The organism is Escherichia sp. 93.1518, from assembly GCF_013368915.2.
In the GTDB taxonomy this organism is placed as follows: domain Bacteria; phylum Pseudomonadota; class Gammaproteobacteria; order Enterobacterales; family Enterobacteriaceae; genus Escherichia; species Escherichia ruysiae.
In genome coordinates this window covers 87,006-107,939 of the sequence record NZ_JABWMT020000003.1, presented here as the reverse complement: position 1 = coordinate 107,939, position 20,934 = coordinate 87,006, and the positions used below count along the sequence as shown (strand labels likewise).

At 52.3% G+C, this 20,934-nt stretch carries 16 protein-coding genes; 10 read left to right on the top strand and 6 right to left on the bottom strand.

The features are described from left to right. Positions 1-27 precede the first annotated feature (27 nt). The 5 genes from HEN21_RS03185 to hemH all read left to right on the top strand — a co-directional run bounded on the left by HEN21_RS03185 (position 28) and on the right by hemH (position 4,903). Positions 28-357 carry a YbaB/EbfC family nucleoid-associated protein gene (locus tag HEN21_RS03185; protein ID WP_001515903.1) on the top strand — a complete coding sequence of 110 codons (330 nt, stop codon included), beginning with the start codon at positions 28-30 and terminating at the stop codon, positions 355-357. Next, positions 357-962: a recombination mediator RecR gene (gene recR / locus HEN21_RS03180; protein ID WP_001195025.1), complete on the top strand. Its 606-nt coding sequence runs from the start codon at positions 357-359 to the stop codon at positions 960-962. Before HEN21_RS03185 ends, recR begins: the two co-directional genes overlap by 1 nt. A gap of 109 nt (positions 963-1,071) precedes the next feature. After that, positions 1,072-2,946: a molecular chaperone HtpG gene (gene htpG / locus HEN21_RS03175; RefSeq protein WP_000678201.1), complete on the top strand. Its 1,875-nt coding sequence runs from the start codon at positions 1,072-1,074 to the stop codon at positions 2,944-2,946. Positions 2,947-3,164: 218 nt separating this feature from the next. Beyond that, on the top strand, positions 3,165-3,809 hold the full coding sequence (gene adk / locus HEN21_RS03170; RefSeq protein ID WP_001313630.1) for an adenylate kinase: 645 nt from the start codon (positions 3,165-3,167) through the stop codon (positions 3,807-3,809). Between the two features lie 131 nt (positions 3,810-3,940). Next, positions 3,941-4,903 carry a ferrochelatase gene (gene hemH / locus HEN21_RS03165; RefSeq protein ID WP_001250102.1) on the top strand — a complete coding sequence of 321 codons (963 nt, stop codon included), beginning with the start codon at positions 3,941-3,943 and terminating at the stop codon, positions 4,901-4,903. On the opposite strand, the gene aes is transcribed toward hemH, so the two are convergent. Further along, positions 4,900-5,859: an acetyl esterase gene (gene aes / locus HEN21_RS03160; protein ID WP_105284672.1), complete on the bottom strand. Its 960-nt coding sequence runs from the start codon at positions 5,857-5,859 to the stop codon at positions 4,900-4,902. The two genes, hemH and aes, sit on opposite strands and share 4 nt — an antisense overlap. 151 nt (positions 5,860-6,010) lie before the next feature. On the opposite strand from aes, the gene gsk reads away from it, so the two are divergent. Then, positions 6,011-7,315 carry an inosine/guanosine kinase gene (gene gsk / locus HEN21_RS03155; protein ID WP_000671589.1) on the top strand — a complete coding sequence of 435 codons (1,305 nt, stop codon included), beginning with the start codon at positions 6,011-6,013 and terminating at the stop codon, positions 7,313-7,315. Positions 7,316-7,435: 120 nt separating this feature from the next. Here the strand turns inward: gsk and ybaL are convergent, their stop codons facing one another. Both ybaL and fsr read right to left on the bottom strand, forming a co-directional pair. Beyond that, on the bottom strand, positions 7,436-9,112 hold the full coding sequence (gene ybaL, locus HEN21_RS03150; protein ID WP_176251653.1) for a YbaL family putative K(+) efflux transporter: 1,677 nt from the start codon (positions 9,110-9,112) through the stop codon (positions 7,436-7,438). Between the two features lie 237 nt (positions 9,113-9,349). After that, positions 9,350-10,570 carry a fosmidomycin MFS transporter gene (fsr, locus tag HEN21_RS03145; RefSeq protein WP_001251623.1) on the bottom strand — a complete coding sequence of 407 codons (1,221 nt, stop codon included), beginning with the start codon at positions 10,568-10,570 and terminating at the stop codon, positions 9,350-9,352. Between the two features lie 220 nt (positions 10,571-10,790). On the opposite strand from fsr, the gene ushA reads away from it, so the two are divergent. Beyond that, a complete protein-coding gene (ushA, locus tag HEN21_RS03140) occupies positions 10,791-12,443 on the top strand; it encodes a bifunctional UDP-sugar hydrolase/5'-nucleotidase (protein ID WP_000670593.1) in 1,653 nt (550 codons plus the stop codon). A 36-nt stretch (positions 12,444-12,479) separates the two neighbouring features. Here the strand turns inward: ushA and ybaK are convergent, their stop codons facing one another. The 3 genes from ybaK to copA form a co-directional block, all read right to left on the bottom strand. Next, on the bottom strand, positions 12,480-12,959 hold the full coding sequence (gene ybaK, locus HEN21_RS03135) for a Cys-tRNA(Pro)/Cys-tRNA(Cys) deacylase YbaK (RefSeq protein WP_105286544.1): 480 nt from the start codon (positions 12,957-12,959) through the stop codon (positions 12,480-12,482). A 202-nt stretch (positions 12,960-13,161) separates the two neighbouring features. Further along, positions 13,162-13,956, bottom strand: coding sequence for a TraB/GumN family protein (locus tag HEN21_RS03130; RefSeq protein WP_000365167.1), 795 nt, complete (start codon positions 13,954-13,956; stop codon positions 13,162-13,164). A 251-nt stretch (positions 13,957-14,207) separates the two neighbouring features. Beyond that, complete coding sequence (gene copA, locus HEN21_RS03125) at positions 14,208-16,712, bottom strand: copper-exporting P-type ATPase CopA (protein ID WP_176251652.1); 2,505 nt, start codon at positions 16,710-16,712, stop codon at positions 14,208-14,210. 261 nt (positions 16,713-16,973) lie between these two features. Here copA and glsA point away from each other — a divergent pair, with 261 nt between their 5' ends. The 3 genes from glsA (at position 16,974) to HEN21_RS03110 (ending at position 20,897) form a co-directional block, all read left to right on the top strand. Continuing rightward, complete coding sequence (gene glsA, locus HEN21_RS03120) at positions 16,974-17,906, top strand: glutaminase A (protein WP_176251651.1); 933 nt, start codon at positions 16,974-16,976, stop codon at positions 17,904-17,906. A gap of 2 nt (positions 17,907-17,908) precedes the next feature. Then, positions 17,909-19,201 (top strand): APC family permease, encoded by a 1,293-nt coding sequence (locus tag HEN21_RS03115; protein ID WP_000982145.1) that lies wholly within the window; start codon positions 17,909-17,911, stop codon positions 19,199-19,201. 340 nt (positions 19,202-19,541) lie between these two features. Further along, a complete protein-coding gene (locus HEN21_RS03110; protein ID WP_176251650.1) occupies positions 19,542-20,897 on the top strand; it encodes a TolC family outer membrane protein in 1,356 nt (451 codons plus the stop codon). Positions 20,898-20,934: the final 37 nt, after the last annotated feature.

Below are 20,934 nucleotides of genomic sequence, written 5' to 3'. Positions count from 1 at the left end.
TCCTTAACGTGATTGAGAGAGAAACCTATGTTTGGTAAAGGCGGTCTGGGCAACCTGATGAAGCAGGCCCAGCAGATGCAAGAAAAAATGCAGCAGATGCAGGAAGAAATCGCGAAGCTGGAAGTGACCGGCGAATCCGGCGCAGGTCTGGTTAAAGTGACCATCAACGGCGCACACAACTGCCGTCGCGTTGAGATCGACCCAAGCCTGCTGGAAGACGACAAAGAGATGCTGGAAGACCTGGTGGCTGCGGCATTCAACGATGCAGCACGTCGTATCGAAGAAACTCAGAAAGAAAAAATGGCCTCTGTTTCCTCCGGAATGCAGCTGCCGCCTGGCTTTAAGATGCCGTTCTGATGCAAACCAGCCCGCTGTTAACACAGCTTATGGAAGCACTGCGCTGTCTGCCGGGCGTTGGCCCGAAGTCGGCGCAGCGTATGGCGTTCACGCTGCTTCAGCGCGATCGTAGCGGCGGGATGCGTCTGGCGCAGGCGCTCACCCGGGCGATGTCGGAAATCGGTCACTGCGCCGATTGCCGCACCTTCACTGAGCAGGAAGTCTGTAACATCTGTTCAAACCCGCGTCGTCAGGAAAACGGTCAAATCTGCGTGGTGGAGAGTCCGGCGGACATCTACGCCATTGAGCAGACCGGGCAGTTTTCCGGTCGTTATTTTGTGTTGATGGGGCACCTGTCACCGCTGGATGGCATCGGACCGGATGATATCGGGCTTGATCGTCTGGAACAGCGTCTGGCAGAGGAAAAAATCACTGAAGTGATCCTCGCCACCAACCCCACGGTTGAAGGTGAAGCTACCGCTAACTACATTGCCGAGCTTTGCGCGCAATATGACGTGGAAGCCAGCCGTATTGCCCACGGCGTACCGGTTGGCGGCGAACTGGAAATGGTCGACGGCACCACGCTGTCGCACTCACTTGCCGGGCGTCATAAGATTCGTTTTTAAGCAAACGAGAGCAGGATCACCTGCTCTCGCTTGAAATTATTCCTCCTTGTCCCCATCTCTCCCTCATCCTGTTTTTAACCTTAAAATGGCATTATTGAGGTAGACCTACATGAAAGGACAAGAAACTCGTGGTTTTCAGTCAGAAGTGAAGCAGCTTCTGCATCTGATGATCCATTCTCTCTATTCCAATAAAGAAATCTTCCTGCGTGAGCTTATCTCTAACGCCTCCGATGCGGCGGACAAGCTGCGTTTCCGCGCGCTCTCTAACCCGGATCTGTACGAAGGTGACGGCGAACTGCGCGTTCGTGTCTCTTTCGACAAAGACAAGCGCACGCTGACTATTTCCGACAACGGCGTGGGGATGACCCGCGACGAAGTGATCGACCATCTGGGGACTATCGCTAAATCCGGCACCAAATCGTTCCTCGAATCCCTGGGTTCTGACCAGGCGAAAGACAGCCAGCTGATCGGTCAGTTTGGTGTTGGTTTCTACTCTGCGTTTATCGTGGCCGATAAAGTGACCGTGCGCACCCGTGCGGCAGGTGAAAAACCAGAAAACGGCGTATTCTGGGAATCGGCGGGCGAAGGTGAATACACCGTTGCCGATATCACCAAAGAAGATCGCGGTACTGAAATTACCCTGCATCTGCGCGAAGGCGAGGATGAATTCCTCGATGACTGGCGCGTGCGTTCCATCATCAGCAAATACTCCGACCATATCGCGCTGCCGGTAGAGATCGAAAAACGCGAAGAGAAAGACGGCGAAACCGTTATTTCCTGGGAGAAAATCAACAAAGCGCAGGCGCTGTGGACTCGCAACAAGTCGGAAATCACCGATGAAGAATACAAAGAGTTCTACAAACACATCGCCCACGACTTTAACGATCCGCTGACCTGGAGCCATAACCGAGTTGAAGGTAAGCAAGAGTACACCAGCCTGCTGTACATCCCGTCCCAGGCTCCGTGGGATATGTGGAACCGCGATCATAAACACGGCCTGAAACTGTACGTCCAGCGTGTGTTCATCATGGACGACGCAGAACAGTTCATGCCGAACTATCTGCGCTTCGTGCGTGGTCTGATTGACTCCAGCGATCTGCCGCTGAACGTTTCCCGTGAAATCCTCCAGGACAGCACAGTAACGCGTAACCTGCGCAATGCGCTGACCAAGCGTGTACTGCAAATGCTGGAAAAACTGGCGAAAGACGACGCGGAAAAATACCAGACCTTCTGGCAACAGTTTGGCCTGGTACTGAAAGAAGGTCCGGCGGAAGATTTCGCTAACCAGGAAGCGATCGCCAAACTGCTGCGTTTTGCTTCTACTCATACCGACTCTTCTGCGCAAACCGTGTCTCTGGAAGACTACGTTTCCCGCATGAAAGAAGGGCAGGAGAAAATCTACTACATCACCGCAGACAGCTACGCGGCAGCGAAGAGCAGCCCGCACCTGGAACTGCTGCGTAAGAAAGGCATCGAAGTTCTGCTGCTTTCCGACCGCATCGATGAGTGGATGATGAACTATCTGACTGAGTTCGACGGTAAACCGTTCCAGTCTGTGTCCAAAGTTGACGAGTCGCTGGAAAAACTGGCTGACGAAGTTGATGAGAGCGCGAAAGAAGCGGAGAAAGCACTGACTCCGTTTATCGACCGTGTGAAAGCCCTGCTCGGCGAGCGTGTGAAAGATGTCCGTCTGACTCACCGTCTGACCGATACGCCAGCGATTGTGTCTACTGATGCGGACGAAATGAGCACCCAGATGGCGAAACTGTTCGCTGCGGCGGGCCAGAAAGTGCCAGAAGTGAAATACATCTTCGAACTGAACCCGGATCACGTACTGGTGAAACGTGCGGCAGATACTGAAGATGAAGCGAAGTTCAGCGAGTGGGTAGAACTGCTGCTGGATCAGGCGCTGCTGGCAGAACGCGGCACGCTGGAAGATCCGAACCTGTTTATTCGTCGTATGAACCAGCTGCTGGTTTCCTGATGTAATGCCGGATGAATTTTATCCGGCATACAGCTGAATGTGGTGCCGGATGACCTTCGTGTCATCCGGCATTTTTCTTTTCATTATCTGCACTTTCCGCAAATTATCTCCCCCTTAACCGTTTCAGCCCCAGGTGCCTTTCTTGAGGCAATCGCCTGATGGTGGTATCGTTTATCGCTTTTTCAAAAAATTCGACACATTTTAAGGGGATTTTCGCAATGCGTATCATTCTGCTTGGCGCTCCGGGCGCGGGGAAAGGGACTCAGGCTCAGTTCATCATGGAGAAATATGGTATTCCGCAAATCTCCACTGGCGATATGCTGCGTGCTGCGGTCAAGTCTGGCTCCGAGCTGGGTAAACAAGCAAAAGACATTATGGATGCTGGCAAACTGGTCACCGACGAACTGGTGATCGCGCTGGTTAAAGAGCGCATTGCTCAGGAAGACTGCCGTAACGGTTTCCTGCTTGACGGCTTCCCGCGTACCATTCCGCAGGCAGACGCGATGAAAGAAGCGGGCATCAACGTTGACTACGTTCTGGAGTTTGACGTACCGGACGAACTGATTGTTGACCGTATCGTAGGCCGCCGCGTTCACGCGCCGTCTGGTCGTGTTTATCACGTTAAATTCAATCCGCCGAAAGTCGAAGGCAAAGACGACGTTACCGGTGAAGAACTGACTACCCGTAAAGACGATCAGGAAGAAACCGTGCGTAAACGTCTGGTTGAATACCATCAGATGACTGCACCGCTGATCGGCTACTACTCTAAAGAAGCGGAAGCGGGCAACACCAAATACGCAAAAGTCGATGGCACCAAACCGGTTGCTGAAGTTCGCGCGGCTCTGGAAAAAATCCTCGGCTAATCAAGTTGCAGCAGATCTGCTTTCGGGCAGGTCTGCTCATCCTCCTCAGGCAATACCTCTCACAGCAATTAGTTCTTCTTCCTCACTTTTCCGCTACAATTATCAACAAGTTGAATCGATAAGAGGCGGTAATGCGTCAAACTAAAACCGGTATCCTGCTGGCAAACCTGGGTACGCCCGATGCCCCCACTCCTGAAGCGGTAAAACGCTACCTGAAACAATTTTTAAGCGACAGACGCGTAGTCGATACTTCACGGCTGTTGTGGTGGCCATTGCTGCGCGGCGTGATTTTGCCTCTGCGCTCGCCGCGTGTGGCGAAGCTGTATGCCTCTGTCTGGATGGAAGGTGGCTCGCCACTGATGGTTTACAGCCGCCAGCAACAACAGGCGCTGGCACAACGTTTACCGGATACGCCCGTGGCGCTGGGAATGAGCTACGGCACGCCATCGCTGGAAAGCGCCGTAGATGAACTACTGGCTGAACATGTTGATCATATCGTGGTGCTGCCGCTCTACCCGCAATACTCCTGTTCAACGGTCGGTGCGGTATGGGATGAACTGGCACGTATTCTGGCGCGCAAACGTAGCATTCCGGGGATATCGTTTATTCGCGATTATGCCGATAACCACGATTACATTAATGCACTGGCGAACAGTGTTCGTGCTTCTTTTGCCAAACATGGCGAACCAGATTTACTTTTACTCTCTTATCACGGTATTCCCCAGCGTTATGCGGATGAAGGCGATGATTATCCGCAACGTTGTCGCACAACGACCCGCGAGCTGGCTTCTGCGCTGGGAATGGCACCGGAAAAAGTGATGATGACCTTTCAGTCGCGCTTTGGTCGGGAACCCTGGTTGATGCCTTATACCGACGAAACGCTGAAAATGCTGGGAGAAAAAGGTGTCGGCCATATTCAGGTGATGTGTCCGGGCTTTGCTGCGGATTGTCTGGAAACACTGGAAGAGATTGCCGAGCAAAACCGTGAAGTCTTCCTCGGTGCAGGCGGTAAAAAATACGAATATATTCCGGCGCTTAATGCCACGCCGGAACATATCGAAATGATGGCTAATCTTGTTGCAGCGTATCGCTAAAGCTGAGCGGTAAAGAATTGAGCGCCGTCGCGAAGAGCATCATCGGCGGTTTTCATCATCCGTGAATAATGCAAAAAGGCGTGCAGCGTTCCTGGGTAGAGTCTGAACTCACAGGGCTGCTGATGCGCCGCTAACGTCTGGTAAAGCAGGTGACTGTCATCCAGCAGCGGATCGAATTCTGCACCGGCGATATAGCAGGGGGGCACATCGCGAGTGAGATCGTTATTAAACAGGCAGTAATACGGCGACTCGTGGTCTGCTTCGTTGCTTAAATACGCCTCTTCGTACATCTGCAAATCCTGTTGCGTTAAGCCATCCCAGTCACCGCCCAACAGACGGCGAGTCACGGAATCGCGTAATCCGTAAAGCCCATACCACAGCAAAACGCCCACAACTTTGCCGCAATCGATCTGCTTATCACGCAACCATAAAGCACTGGCGAGCGCCAGCATGGCGCCAGCGGAATCACCGGCAAAACCAATGCGTGACATATTGATCTGATAATCGCCCGCCTGCTGGTGGAAGTAACAACAGGCAGCCACGACTTCCTCTATCGCTTGCGGAAAACGCGCTTCAGGCGAAAGGGTGTAATCAATACCAATCACCGTACACTGGGTGTACTTTGCCAGCAGGCGCATAATGCGATCGTGGGTATCGAGATTGCCGAGAATAAAACCGCCGCCATGCAGATAAAACAGCGTCGCCGGGCTATCCGGGTTCGGACAAAATTGCCGTACTTCTACCTGACCATATTTTGTCGGAACCGCGTAAGCTCTGGTTTCCATTTCTGGAGCGCCAGCATTCCAGAATCGGCGCTCAAGCGTGTAATGCTGGCGTTGTTCGGCAATCGTTCCCGTTGCGGGCCAGGGCGGTAAATCGGGCTGAAGAGTATTAACAACCGCCTTCATTTCGGCAGAGATTAGCTCCAGCACGGGTAGTTTGTTTTCCGGCTTCATGCAAAAACTCCTTTCAAATTGCGTCATTGTAAAGAACATCTCTCATGAAAATGCGATCCCGCCGGCTGATATTGAAACAGCCTGCGTCTCGCGCGTTCAGGCATGATTGTGTTAACATTCGCCGCTCAGTTAACCACCCGTAAAAACAACCATGAAATTTCCCGGCAAACGTAAATCCAAACATTACTTCCCCGTAAATGCACGCGATCCGCTGTTGCAGCAAATCCAACCAGAAAACGAAACCAGCGCAGCCTGGGTGGTCGGTATCGACCAGACGCTGGTGGATATTGAAGCCAAAGTGGAAGACGATTTTATTGAACGTTATGGATTAAGCGCCGGGCATTCACTGGTCATTGAAGATGATGTTGCTGAAGCACTTTATCAGGAGCTGAAACAGAAAAACCTGATTACTCATCAGTTCGCAGGTGGCACTATTGGCAATACCATGCACAACTATTCTGTACTGGCAGACGACCGTTCGGTGCTGCTGGGCGTGATGTGCAGCAATATTGAAATTGGCAGCTACGCCTATCGTTACTTGTGCAATACATCCAGCCGTACCGATCTTAACTATCTGCAGGGCGTGGATGGCCCGATTGGTCGTTGCTTTACGCTGATTGGCGAGTCTGGCGAACGTACCTTTGCTATCAGTCCAGGTCATATGAACCAATTACGGGCAGAAAGCATTCCGGAAGATGTTATCGCCGGAGCGTCGGCGCTGGTATTAACGTCCTATCTGGTGCGTTGCAAGCCGGGTGAACCGATGCCGGAAGCGACCATGAAAGCCATTGAGTACGCGAAGAAATACAACGTACCGGTGGTGCTAACGCTGGGTACTAAATTTGTCATCGCCGAGAATCCGCAATGGTGGCAGCAATTCCTCAAAGAGCACGTCTCCATCCTCGCGATGAACGAAGAAGAAGCCGAAGCATTGACTGGAGAGAGCGATCCGCTGCTGGCATCTGATAAGGCGCTGGACTGGGTTGATCTGGTGCTGTGCACCGCCGGGCCCATCGGCTTGTATATGGCGGGCTTTACGGAAGACGAAGCGAAACGCAAAACCCAGCATCCGCTGTTGCCGGGCGCTATCGCGGAATTTAACCAGTATGAGTTTAGCCGCGCTATGCGTCATAAAGATTGCCAGAATCCGCTGCGTGTCTATTCGCACATTGCGCCGTACATGGGCGGACCAGAAAAAATCATGAACACCAATGGTGCCGGAGACGGTGCGCTGGCCGCGTTGTTGCATGACATTACCGCCAATAGCTATCACCGCACTAACGTGCCAAATTCCAGCAAGCATAAATTCACCTGGCTGACTTATTCGTCGTTAGCACAGGTGTGTAAATATGCTAACCGTGTGAGCTATCAGGTACTGAACCAGCATTCACCACGCTTAACGCGCGGTCTGCCGGAGCGAGAAGACAGCCTGGAAGAGTCTTACTGGGATCGTTAAGCCATCGAACCAATGACAGTCGGATGCGGCATAAACGCCTTATCCAACCTACGGAAGATGGCACGCGTAGGCCGGATAAGATGCGTCAGCATCGCATCCGGCAATGGCGACATTAATGTATTACCCCGTCACCACCTCGCCAGCCGGTGGTGTTTCCAGCAGTTCCAGCATAGTACGGGCGATTTCACGTTCACCCATCACCACCTGATTCGCGCCACGTTCGGTGATATACGCCACCTCATCGTCATAATGGGCGCGGGCGATAATCTCAATATCCGGGTTTTTGGCGCGAGCAGAGGCCACAATCTCGCCAGCTTCGTAACCGTTAGGAATGGTCAGAATCAGCCATTTTGCGCACTCCAGATGCGCCAGGTGCATAATCTCTTCATTCGCCGCGTTGCCCAGTACCGCGCGAACGCCACGCTCACGCAGTTCATCGACGCGGGTTCGTGATGTTTCAATCACCACTAACGGAATATCAGAGGCGAGTAATTTCTCGCCCAGCAGACTGCCTACACGACCGTAGCCAACCAGTAGCGCATGGTTGCAAATATCCACCGGGATCTGCTTCTCTTCTTCGATAGCCTCTTCCAGCGTCTGTTCTTCCAGCGTTTCGGTCTTTGCCAGATATTTTTCCAGCAGCGCGAACAGTACCGGGTTGAGCATAATAGACAGGATCGCGCCTGCCAGTACCAGGTTTTGCCCGGCCTGCGGCAGTAAATTTAATGCCATCCCCAGCCCCGCCAGGATAAACGCGAACTCACCAATTTGCGCGAGGCTGGAGGCGATAGTTAACGCCGTGCGCTGGGAGTGACCAAACAACCGAACGAGGAACAGTGCCGCAACTGATTTACCAAACAGAATAATCGCCAGCGTTGCCAGCACTGCCAGCGGTTGCTGAATCAGAATTAACGGATCAAATAGCATCCCAACGGAGACGAAAAACAGCACCGCAAACGCATCGCGCAATGGCAGCGTATCATGCGCCGCGCGGTGGCTAAGTTCGGATTCATTTAGCACCATCCCGGCGAAGAATGCGCCGAGTGCAAAGGAGACGTCAAACAGTTCTACCGCACCAAAAGCAATGCCTAATGCCAGCGCCAGCACCGACAGGGTAAACAGTTCTCGCGAACCGGTTGCTGCGCTTCGCGCCATAATCCACGGCACCAGACGGCGACCCACTAACATCATAATGGCGATAAATGCCACCACCTTGCCGATGGTGATTCCCATATCAACCGCCAGCGTCGCAAAGCCCACGTCGCCCTGTTCCAGCATTCCAGCCACTGCGGGCAGCAACACCAGCGTCAGAACCATCACCAAATCTTCCACAATCAACCAGCCGATGGCGATTTGCCCGCGCTGGCTGTCTATTAATTGCCGTTCTTCAAGCGCACGCAGCAGTACCACGGTACTGGCGGTAGAAAGACACAAACCGAACACGATGCCAGTCATTAACGACCAGCCGATCACGGCAGAAAGAGCCATACCCAGCAACGTCGCTACCGCTATCTGGGCGATCGCGCCGGGAATGGCGATGGACTTTACCGCCATCAAATCCTTGAGCGAAAAATGCAAACCGACGCCGAACATCAGCAGAATAACGCCCAGCTCCGCCAGCTCTGGTGCCAGTTTGGTGTCGGCAACAAACCCTGGAGTAAAAGGTCCTGCCAGCACGCCCGCTAACAGATATCCCACCAGAGGAGAAATACGCAGTTTATTAGCAATCATGCCGAGGATAAAAGCGAGCACAAGGCCGCCAACAATGGTGGTGATAAGCGGGGTGGCGTGATGCATTCCGTCTCCTGTTCCTGGTGGTTGTTGTCCATTTTTGGCTGGGAAAACCAAAATTACAGGTAATAGTTTATGACAATTTCATTGTTGATGTTTATGAATAATTGTTGAATTTTGCAGAAAAATGGAATTAACCGCAAAAAAGGCACGGATCGGAAAAGTGATAAGGTGCAGGAAGAGGAAAGGCTTATGGCTACTGTAAAATGAGGCAGCCAAAGTTTACCTTTGGCTGCCTGGAAATCAGGATTTATGCCGGTTATCAGGCAAGAATATGGTCAACATACCAAGAAGTGGAAGGAAAGCACAGATTTTATAAACTAACTCGATACTGGTATGGTCGGCGATAAGCCCCAGAACCGCAGCACCCAGCCCCCCCATACCGAAAGCGAAACCGAAAAACAGTCCAGAAACCATGCCTATACGCCCCGGAAGTAGCTCCTGAGCGTAGACCAGAATGGCAGAAAACGCCGAGGCGAGGATAAATCCAATAATTACCGTTAAAACCCCCGTCCAGTACAGGCTGGCGTAGGGTAAAATCAAGGTAAACGGCGCAACGCCGAGGATAGAGCCCCAAATTACATATTTTCGACCGATTTTATCCCCGACAGGCCCGCCAATCACCGTACCCGCCGCGACGGCAAACAGGAAGGCAAACAGATGAAGCTGGGCATTCTGGATGGATAATCCGAATTTTTGCATCAGATAAAAGGTGTAATAGCTGCTGATGCTCGCCATATAGAAATATTTCGAGAAAATCAGCACTAACAGCACGCAAACAGCCAGCACGACCTTATTACGCGGCAGTGGATTGATTATTATTGCTTTCGGTTTGCCTTTACTCATCCGATGCTGTGCAGAGTACCAACGGCTGATTTGCGCCAGAACCACGATAGCCAGCAACGCCGCCAGCACAAACCATGCAACGTTGCCTTTGCCGTAAGGGGCAATGATGACCGCCGCCAGCAATGGCCCCAACGAACTGCCAAAGTTACCGCCCACCTGGAAGATAGATTGCGCCAGGCCATGACGTCCACCAGACGCCATACGCGCCACGCGGGAAGATTCCGGGTGAAAGACCGACGAACCCGTACCGACCAGCGCCGCCGCCAGCAGAACCGTACCAAAACTACCCGCCAGCGCCAGCAGTATCAGGCCGCTCATGGTAAAGCACATGCCAATCGGTAATGACCACGGCATTGGGTATTTATCTGTCCAGTAGCCGACTACCGGTTGCAGCAGCGAAGAAGCGAGCTGAAAGGTGAGGGTAATCATCCCAATCTGCATAAACGTCAGGGAAAACTCTGACTGAAGCAGCGGATAAATCGCCAGAATTAGCGATTGGATCATGTCGTTCAGCAGATGCGAGAGGCTGATTGCGCCTAAAATACCAAATGATGTACGAGCCTTAGTGGTCGATGCAGCCGCGCCCGCCGCAGGCTGGGTTTGTTCACTCATTGCCATAGGAAAGTCACTTTTTCAGAGTTGCGATGTAAAGAATTATCTTATTTGTGATTATTACCCGACTAACATACCTGTATGCGCTGTCTGAAGGAAGTCTCAATGCTTAATACAGAATTTCCATTTTTGTATGTAGATTTACCATCACCGAACACAGACTTGTCTATTATGTCGCGTCATACTAATTTTCAACACGTTGATATCTGGTCAGGGAGAGAGAAATATGAAGTTTTTGCAGCGGGGTGTGGCATTAGCATTATTAGCCGCATTTACACTGGCGAGTGAAACCGCCCAGGCTTATGAGCAGGATAAAACCTACAAAATTACGGTACTTCATACCAACGACCACCACGGTCATTTCTGGCGTAATGAATATGGCGAATATGGTCTGGCGGCGCAAAAAACGCTGGTGGATGGTATCCGTAAAGAAGTCGCGGCTGAAGGCGGTAGCGTGCTGTTACTTTCAGGTGGTGACATTAACACTGGTGTACCGGAATCAGATTTACAGGACGCCGAACCGGATTTTCGCGGCATGAATCTGGTGGGGTATGACGCGATGGCGATCGGTAATCATGAATTTGATAACCCGCTCACCGTATTACGCCAGCAGGAAAAATGGGCAAAGTTCCCGTTACTCTCCGCCAATATCTATCAAAAAAGTACCGGCGAGCGCCTGTTTAAACCCTGGGCGTTGTTTAAGCGTCAGGATCTGAAAATCGCGGTAATTGGTCTGACGACCGATGACACGGCGAAAATTGGTAACCCGGAATACTTCACTGATATCGAATTTCGTAAGCCCGCCGATGAAGCGAAGCTGGTGATTCAGGAGCTGCAACAGACAGAAAAGCCAGACATTATTATTGCAGCCACGCATATGGGGCATTACGACAATGGCGAACACGGTTCAAACGCACCGGGCGATGTAGAGATGGCGCGCAGCCTGCCTGCCGGATCGTTGGCGATGATCGTCGGTGGTCACTCGCAAGATCCGGTCTGTATGGCGGCAGAAAACAAAAAACAGGTCGATTACGTGCCGGGTACGCCATGCAAACCGGATCAACAAAACGGCATCTGGATTGTGCAGGCGCATGAGTGGGGCAAATACGTGGGACGAGCCGATTTTGAGTTTCGCAATGGCGAAATGAAAATGGTCAATTACCAGTTGATTCCGGTGAACCTGAAGAAAAAAGTGACATGGGAAGACGGAAAAAGCGAACGCGTGCTGTACACCCCGGAAATCGCTGAAAACCAGCAAATGATCTCGCTGTTATCCCCGTTCCAGAACAAAGGCAAAGCGCAACTGGAAGTGAAAATTGGTGAGGTTAGTGACCGCCTTGAAGGCGACCGCAGCAAAGTTCGTTTCGTACAGACCAATATGGGAAGGTTGATTCTGGCAGCACAAATGGATCGCACCGGAGCCGACTTTGCGGTGATGAGCGGAGGCGGGATTCGTGACTCCATCGACGCGGGTAACATCAGTTATAAAAACGTGCTGAAAGTGCAGCCGTTCGGCAATGTGGTGGTGTATGCCGACATGACCGGTAAAGAGGTGATTGATTACCTCACCGCCGTCGCACAAATGAAACCAGATTCCGGTGCCTATCCGCAATTTGCCAACGTCAGCTTTGTGGCGAAAGACGGCAAACTGAACGACCTGAAAATCAAAGGCGAACCGGTCGATCCGGCAAAAACTTACCGTATGGCGACATTAAACTTCAATGCCACCGGCGGTGATGGTTATCCGCGCCTTGATAACAAACCGGGCTATGTGAATACCGGCTTTATTGATGCCGAAGTGCTGAAAGACTATATCCAGAAAAACTCGCCGCTGGATGCGAGTGCGTATGAGCCGAAAGGTGAGGTAAGCTGGCAGTAATCTGAAAGTGCCGGATGTTCGCATCCGGCACAATGCTTAATCGCGGCGGGCGATATCGGCAAATTTGGCATTGAGGATCTTCGCCAGATCGCCTGCCGCAAGTTCAATATCCAGTCCGCGCTTGCCGCCGGAAACATAAATAGTGGCAAATTCTTGCGCGGGGGCATCAATAATCGTCGGCAGACGTTTTTTCTGCCCCAGTGGGCTAATTCCCCCAACCAGATATCCCGTCGAACGCTGCGCGACCATCGGATCGGCCATTTCCACCTTTTTGGCACCCAGCGCCTTTGCCACCTTTTTAAGATCTAATTGACCGGCGACCGGCGTAACGGCCACCGCCAGATGTTTCATATCGCCGTTCACTGCGACCAGCAGCGTTTTGTACACCTGATCCGCATTCAACCCTAATTTTTTGACCACTTCATCGCCAAAGTTGGTTTCAGCCGGATCGTGATCGTAGGTATGAATCTGGAATGAAATCTTGTTTTTTTCGAGTAATTTAACTGCGGGTGTCATCGTAATTTTCCTGCCTCAAACAAAAAACGGAGAAAGCATACGCCTGATGGCGGCTCAAAAAAAAGAGTCATCTTGCCTAATAGTATTGGCAGGATGGTGAGATTGAGCGACAATCGAGTTACACCGTCGCTTAAAGTGACGGCATAATAATAAAAATATGAAATTCCTCTTTGACGGGCCAATAGCGATATTGGCCATTTTTTTAGCGCAACATTTGTGGCAAATTCCCTTCTCCATACAGATGTAACGCTCCGACCGCGACCACATAGCGCCCCGGTGGCATAGCGCGTAATTTATCCCGCCAGGCAAGATTTCGCCGATGCATCAGCACGTCGTACAGCGACTGGCTGAACGTATTGGGCAGTGTTATTTCATTATTTTGCGGCGGCGCATTCAGCCACCAGCTCATCATTTGTTGTAGTAGCCGTGCGTTGGTATGCCAGTGGGTCAGTGTATCGTCCAGCAGCGCCAGTCCTTTGTCGGGGAGCTGGAGCAACATGGCAATCTGGTTTTCTGCCCCTTCCAGTTCAATCACGGTTTTATGTTGTTGTTTCGCCGCCTGCAATAGCTGGTAATCGATACCATATTCTGCCCTCAGCCCCAGTTTTTGCGCCTGCGTCGCCTGAAGAACCATCGCGATTTGCCACAGCGGTTGGCTAGAAAAGAGCGACGGAGAAATGCCCATCTCCTGGCTGATGTGCTGCAGATTTTGCCATTGTTCTTCGCTGATGCGCTCTTCCAGCGCCTCGCAGGCAGGTAAATTAGCAAAAGGCGTATCGCTGGTGGAAACATCCGCCTCGACAATCAGCGCATCGGCTTGTTTGAGCTTTTTAAGCAAACGGGCGGGTAGAGGAGCCATATCGTGGCTACCCATATGAATACTGCCAATCAGATGAAAATGGCGATTGCCGGTGAGAGATATATCGATGGCAGGCCAGGTGTAATGATTACCGCGCAGCGCGGCCCAAAGTGTTTTTACCCGGTACAACAGATCCATACGACCTCCCTTTGTGAAATATCATGCTAGCGCGCGGGGAGGGATGGCGCAAATGGAGTTGATTGTTGCACTTGTGCACAGTGCGTCATCCGGCAACTGAGTACCATTGCCTGATGCGACGCTGGCGCGTCTTATCATGCCTACAAACCTGTGCCCGAACCGTAGGCTGGATAAGGCGTTCACGCCGCATCCGGCAGTCTGCGTCGATGCCAAATGCGCCACCCTAAAGCAGCGCATCCGCAATGACATACTTATTCCTTCGGTTTAAACCGCAGCAACCGGTTGGCGTTACTCACCACCGTAATCGACGAGAGCGCCATTGCCGCCCCGGCAACTACCGGGTTAAGCAGCGTTCCGGTGAACGGCCACAAAATACCTGCGGCGACCGGAATACCGATACTGTTGTAGATAAACGCGCCAAGCAGGTTTTGCTTCATATTGCGCAGCGTCGCGCGGGAGATGGCGAGTGCGTCTGCAACCCCCATCAGGCTATGGCGCATCAGGGTAATCGCCGCTGTTTCAATGGCAACATCACTGCCGCCACCCATCGCAATACCGACATCCGCCTGGGCCAGCGCCGGCGCGTCGTTAATGCCGTCGCCCACCATCGCTACCTGGCGTCCCTCGCTTTGCAGACGTTTAATCGCTTCGGCTTTACCATCCGGCAATACACCCGCAATCACTTCATCAATCCCTGCTTCTTTGGCGATCGCATTGGCGGTGGTTGGGTTATCGCCGGTTAACATTACCAGACGATATCCTGCTTTATGCAGGCGTTGCAGCGCCGCCACGCTATCGCTACGCAATGGATCGCGTACCGCCAACAGAGCCACCGCTTTGCCATCAACGGCCAGTAACACCGGCGTTGCGCCTTGTGATGCCTGGGCTGAAATATCAGCTTCAATCGCTTTCGTATCGACTTGCTGGTCATTTAACAGCGCCTGATTCCCCAGCAGCAGTGAATGGCCTTCCACTTCGCCACTTACCCCTAGTCCGCGCAATGTGCGGAAGCCATTGACCTGTGGCAGCGTGATATTGCCTGCTTTATCGAGGATCGCCCGTGCCAGCGGATGGCTGGAACCTTGCTCCAGCGCCGCCGCCAGACGCAACGCCTGCGCTTCATCAACATCAGCAAACGTTTTCACGGCGACAACCTGCGGTTTACCTTCCGTCAGCGTCCCGGTTTTATCGAACACCACGGTGTCGAGCGTACTGGCGCGTTGCAATGCGTCGGCGTCACGCACCAGCACACCAAACTCAGCCGCCCGCCCGACGCCGGAAATAATCGACATCGGCGTTGCCAGCCCCAGCGCACACGGACAGGCAATAATCAGCACCGTAGTGGCAATCACCAGGGTATAAACAATTTGCGGTGCTGGCCCAAAGAAATACCAGATTGCTGCACTGATCAACGCAATTACCACTACCACCGGTACAAATACGGCAGAGATTTTATCCGCCAGCTGGCCGATTTCCGGTTTACTGCTCTGAGCCTGGCGCACCATGCGAATGATCCGCGACAGCGTGGTATGGCTGCCGACTGCGCTGGCGCGAAACAGCACACTACCGTCCTGCACCACCGTCCCGGCATGAACGCTGTCGCCTTCGCCTTTTTGCTGTGGAATAGGTTCGCCCGTCAGCATCGCCTCATCCAGCCACGCTTCGCCCTGAGTGATTTCGCCATCCACCGGCACACGGTCACCGGTTGTCAGGCGCAGCAACATACCTGGCTGAACGTCTGCCAGCGGCACACTCTTTTCACCTTCGTCAGTGACCAGTCTCGCCGTCGGTGGGGTTAAATCGAGTAATTTCTCCAGCGCCTTCGATGAACGCTGGCGTGCACGCGCTTCCAGCATATGACCGAGGTTGATCAGACCGATAATCATCGCGCTGGCTTCGTAATAAAGATGCCGCGCTTCCATCGGGAACCACTGCGGCCACAGGTTAACGCTCATCGAATAGAGCCACGCCACGCCAGTACCCAGCGCCACCAGCGTATCCATCGTCGCCGCACCGTTGAGCAGGCTTTTCCATGCACTGCGGTAAAAATGCCCGCCCGCGAAAACCATTACCGCCAGCGTTATCAGACCGATTACCAGCCACAGGCTGCGGTTGTCGGCGGTGACCATCATGTTATCGCCGATCATCCCCCAGACCATTACCGGGATACCCACCGCCAGGGCGACAATCGCCTGCCAGCGGAAGCGTTTCATGGTTGCGACGGCAGTTTCCTGCTGGCGCTCACGGCGCTTAACGTCATCTTCAATCGCTTCCGCGCCGTAGCCTGCTTTTTCCACCGCCTGCACTAAATCTTGTGCGGAGGCACTGCCCATCACCAGCGCAGTGCGCTCCGCCAGGTTTACCCGTGCCTGGGTGACGCCCGGTACGCTTTGCAGCGCATTTTGTACGCGGGTGACACAGCTGGCGCAGCTCATGCCGCTCAACAGCAACTGCTGGCTATCGTCGTCATCGGCGGTTGCTGCCGGAAGCTCCTCAGAAACCGCTGTCAGTGCTTCCGACGGGATTGATGACTCCGCCAGCGGTTTAGCCTTTGGGTGGCTTACAGATGCGTCATAACCCGCTTGCTTGATGGTTTCGATAAGCTGTTCCGCGCTGGCAGTACCGGTGACGTGCGCTTCCGTAATTGACACATCTGCCTGCTCAACGTCCGGGCGCTGTTCGAGACTTTCTTTCACGCGTTTAACACAGTGACCGCAGGACAGGCCGTCCAGGGTCAGGTCGATAGTTTGTGACATAACGTACTCCTTTAAGACAGTTTTGACTGACTGTGATAAAGGGTAAACCTTCCAGCAAGGGGAAGGTCAAGAAATTATTTCGTCGCGCAATGAAAACGCGGTAGAGATTAAAAAATTGGCTCAATTTGCATCAGGATTAGACATTTATCTCTTTGTTTTCCTTTGGTTAAGTTGCGGGTGCTAAGTTAAATCAGGATGCCTGAAAATTGGCATCGGGATGAGGAATAGCCTCCCGCATCTATAAAAAGGAGTTAACAACAGATGTCAGATGCAAAAAATTTACAGCAGGCAGTGGATCAGGCATATACCCAATTTCACTCACTTAACGGCGGGCAAAATGCCGATTACATTCCCTTTCTGGCGAATGTCCCCAGCCAACTGGCGGGGGTAGCTATTGTGACTTGTGATGGCAATATCTATCGCGCGGGTGATAGCGATTACCGCTTTGCGCTGGAGTCCATCTCGAAAGTCTGTACTTTAGCCCTCGCGCTGGAAGATGTCGGCCCGCAGGCGGTGCAGGACAAAATTGGCGCTGACCCGACCGGATTGCCTTTTAACTCAGTCATTGCCTTAGAACTTCATGGTGGCAAGCCGTTGTCGCCGCTGGTGAATGCAGGCGCTATCGCCACTACCAGTCTGATCAAAGCCGATAATACTGAACAACGCTGGCAGAGAATTTTACACATCCAACAACAACTTGCTGGTGAGCAGGTGGTGCTCTCTGAGGAAGTAAACCAGTCGGAACAGACCACCAACTTCCACAACCGGGCGATTGCCTGGCTGCTGTATTCCTCTGGATATCTCTATTGCGATGCGATGGAAGCCTGTGATGTGTATACCCGCCAGTGCTCCACGCTTATCAATACCGTTGAGCTGGCTACGCTTGGCGCGACACTGGCGGCGGGCGGTGTTAATCCGCTAAGCCAAAAACGCGTTCTCCAGGCTGAAAATGTGCCGTACATCCTGGCCGAAATGATGATGGAAGGGCTGTATGGTCGCTCTGGTGACTGGGCGTATCGCGTTGGCTTACCCGGCAAAAGCGGCGTCGGTGGCGGCATTCTGGCGGTAGTGCCTGGCGTGATGGGGATTGCCGCGTTCTCGCCACCGTTGGATGAAGAAGGCAACAGTGTTCGTGGACAAAAAATGGTGGCATCGGTCGCTAAACAACTCGGCTATAACGTGTTTAAGGGCTGATCATGATGAACACGGAAGGTAATAACGGTGACAAACCTCTGGGACTATGGAATGTGGTTTCCATAGGTATCGGGGCGATGGTAGGGGCGGGGATCTTTGCCCTGCTGGGGCAGGCGGCGTTGCTAATGGAAGCCTCGACCTGGGTCGCTTTTGCTTTTGGCGGCATTGTGGCGATGTTTTCCGGATATGCCTATGCGCGCCTTGGCGCAAGTTATCCCAGCAATGGCGGGATTATTGACTTTTTTCGCCGGGGATTAGGCAACGGTGTTTTTTCGCTGGCGCTCTCGTTGCTGTACCTGATGACGCTGGCGGTGAGCATCGCGATGGTTGCCCGTGCCTTTGGTGCTTATGCCGTGCAGTTTTTGCATGAGGGCAGCCAGGATGAGCATCTTATTTTGCTCTACGCGCTGGCGATCATTGCCCTGATGACGCTGTTCAACTCTTTAAGCAACCATGCGGTAGGGCGGCTGGAAGTGATCCTTGTCGGCATCAAAATGATGATCCTGCTGTTGCTGATTATTGCGGGCGTCTGGTCGCTGCAACCGGCGCATATTTCCGTCTCTGCGCCCCCCAGCTCTGGCGCGTTCTTCTCCTGCATCGGGATTACTTTCCTCGCCTATGCGGGCTTTGGCATGATGGCGAACGCGGCGGATAAAGTGAAAGATCCGGCGGTCATTATGCCGCGAGCATTTTTGCTGGCGATAGGCGTTACCACGCTGCTCTATATTTCCCTGGCACTGGTGCTGCTTAGTGATGTTTCGGCATTAGAGTTAGAAAAATATGCTGATACCGCCGTAGCGCAGGCTGCTTCTCCACTGCTCGGGCATGTGGGTTATGTGATAGTGGTGATAGGTGCCTTGCTGGCGACGGCATCAGCCATCAACGCAAACCTGTTTGCGGTGTTTAATATCATGGACAACATGGGCAGCGAGCGCGAGTTGCCAAAGATAATGAATAGATCCCTGTGGCGGCAGAGTACGTGGGGTAACATCATCATCGTGGTGTTGATCATGCTGATGACGGCGGCGCTTAATTTAGGTTCCCTGGCCAGCGTTGCCAGCGCCACCTTTTTGATCTGCTACCTTGCGGTGTTTGTGGTGGCGATCCGTCTGCGTCATGATATTCACGCCTCGTTGCCAATTCTCATTGTCGGTATGCTGGTCATGCTGTTGGTAATCATCGGTTTTATTTACAGTTTATGGTCCCAGGGCAGCAGCGCACTAATGTGGATTATTGGCGCACTATTACTAAGCCTTATTGTGGCAATGGTAATGAAACGGAATAAAACCATATAAAATCTACCTGCGCGCAGTGCTTTCTGCGCTGCGCCTTTATTTTTTCTTAATCAAATCCTCCGTCTTATACCTTTAATAAATAAGTCACAAAAAAATGGTATATACAGGATAAAACTGTGATTCTTATCACTTCTTCCTATAGATTATTCTCAATGCGGATGATGGTAATCTGAAACTCGTAGTGTATTCTTAATAAATAACGTATAAGATTTTTAGCTGCATTTCTTTTAATAGGGGGAATAAAACGAAAGAGATGCACAAGTTATTACCCTTCTTAAATAAAATGAGGCTGGTTATAAAAACCAGTTAAAATAATGACCTGGAAGGAAGTGACTTATCTATGGCGCGATTACAATTAAAAAACCGTAAAAATAAATGCCTGATATTTTTAATAAGTTTTATTGTGATGGGAGAAAACGCGCTTGCAGCGCCATTACCACAATGGGCTACCGCCCCTGCGGTTACGTCGGTTGCCAGTTTATCCTTACAGGAAAGTATATTACGCGCATTTGCGCGAAACCCCGACGTCACCCAACAGGCGGCGCAGATAGGTATTGGCGAAGCGCAAATCGATGAAGCCAAAAGTGCCTGGTATCCGCACGTTGGCTTAACCGGTAACGCGGGGCCGTCCCGACAAACGGACTCCAGCGGCAGGCTTGATAACAACGTTTCGTATGGCATAACCCTGACGCAGTTGGTGTATGACTTCGGCAAAACCAGTAACGATATCAAACTGCAAACCGCCGCCCGCGACAGCTACCGCTTTAAGCTTATGGCGACCTTAACCGATGTCGCAGAAAAAACGGCGACCACCTATATGGAAGTTAGCCGTTATCAGGCTTTGTGCGATGCGGCTCAACGCAATATTCACTCGCTGGAAAATGTCTACAACATGGCGGCACTGCGCGCCAACGCCGGCCTGAATTCATCTTCTGATGAATTGCAGGCTCAGACACGCATTGCCGGAATGCGCTCGACGCTGGAGCAATATCAGGCGCAAATGGCGAGCGCCAAAGCGCAACTGGCGGTGCTGACTGGCGTACAGCCGGAGGCGATAGCCGCGCCACCTGCGGAATTAGCCGAGCAGCCGGTATCGCTAAAAAATATTGATTACCAGTCCATTCCGCTGGTGCTGGCGGCAGAAAATTTACGCCAGTCGGCACAGTACGGAGTGGAAAAAACCAAAGCACAATACTGGCCGACGCTCAGTATTCAGGGGGGCAAAACGCGCTACCAGACCAGCGACCGCTCGTACTGGGACGACCAGTTACAGCTGAACGTTAACGCGCCGTTGTATCAGGGCGGCGCGGTTTCAGCCCAGGTACAACAGGCCGAAGGGCAACAAAAAATCTCCGCCTCGCAGGTCGAACAGGCAAAACTGGATGTATTACAACGGGCATCGGTGGCGTATGCCAACTGGACTGGCGCACGGGGGCGCGAAGAAGCCGGTTTAGCGCAATCCGAAAGCGCACACAAAACGCGAGATGTGTACCAAAATGAATATAAATTAGGTAAACGCAGTCTGAATGATCTATTAACCGTCGAGCAAGATGTCTTTCAGGCGCAATCGGCTGAAATAAATGCCAATTATGATGGCTGGGTTGCCGCAGTAAATTATGCCGCTGCGGTTAATAACCTTATTCCATTAGCGGGAATTAAACAGGGCTTATACAACGACTTACCCGACTTAAAATAATCCTGCCATTATTAATATCAGGTAGGCATCGTTGTTG

Bases quoted from the DNA above. Each gene is read 5' to 3' on its own strand.
- ybaK (WP_105286544.1), bottom strand. From the start codon at position 12,959: ATGACACCCGCAGTTAAATTACTCGAAAAAAACAAGATTTCATTCCAG.
- ushA (WP_000670593.1), top strand. From the start codon at position 10,791: ATGAAGTTTTTGCAGCGGGGTGTGGCATTAGCATTATTAGCCGCATTT.
- fsr (WP_001251623.1), bottom strand. From the start codon at position 10,570: ATGGCAATGAGTGAACAAACCCAGCCTGCGGCGGGCGCGGCTGCATCG.
- aes (WP_105284672.1), bottom strand. From the start codon at position 5,859: ATGAAGCCGGAAAACAAACTACCCGTGCTGGAGCTAATCTCTGCCGAA.
- HEN21_RS03130 (WP_000365167.1), bottom strand. From the start codon at position 13,956: ATGGATCTGTTGTACCGGGTAAAAACACTTTGGGCCGCGCTGCGCGGT.
- copA (WP_176251652.1), bottom strand. From the start codon at position 16,712: ATGTCACAAACTATCGACCTGACCCTGGACGGCCTGTCCTGCGGTCAC.
- htpG (WP_000678201.1), top strand. From the start codon at position 1,072: ATGAAAGGACAAGAAACTCGTGGTTTTCAGTCAGAAGTGAAGCAGCTT.
- hemH (WP_001250102.1), top strand. From the start codon at position 3,941: ATGCGTCAAACTAAAACCGGTATCCTGCTGGCAAACCTGGGTACGCCC.
- glsA (WP_176251651.1), top strand. From the start codon at position 16,974: ATGTCAGATGCAAAAAATTTACAGCAGGCAGTGGATCAGGCATATACC.
- HEN21_RS03115 (WP_000982145.1), top strand. From the start codon at position 17,909: ATGATGAACACGGAAGGTAATAACGGTGACAAACCTCTGGGACTATGG.
- ybaL (WP_176251653.1), bottom strand. From the start codon at position 9,112: ATGCATCACGCCACCCCGCTTATCACCACCATTGTTGGCGGCCTTGTG.
- adk (WP_001313630.1), top strand. From the start codon at position 3,165: ATGCGTATCATTCTGCTTGGCGCTCCGGGCGCGGGGAAAGGGACTCAG.
- HEN21_RS03185 (WP_001515903.1), top strand. From the start codon at position 28: ATGTTTGGTAAAGGCGGTCTGGGCAACCTGATGAAGCAGGCCCAGCAG.
- gsk (WP_000671589.1), top strand. From the start codon at position 6,011: ATGAAATTTCCCGGCAAACGTAAATCCAAACATTACTTCCCCGTAAAT.
- recR (WP_001195025.1), top strand. From the start codon at position 357: ATGCAAACCAGCCCGCTGTTAACACAGCTTATGGAAGCACTGCGCTGT.
- HEN21_RS03110 (WP_176251650.1), top strand. From the start codon at position 19,542: ATGGCGCGATTACAATTAAAAAACCGTAAAAATAAATGCCTGATATTT.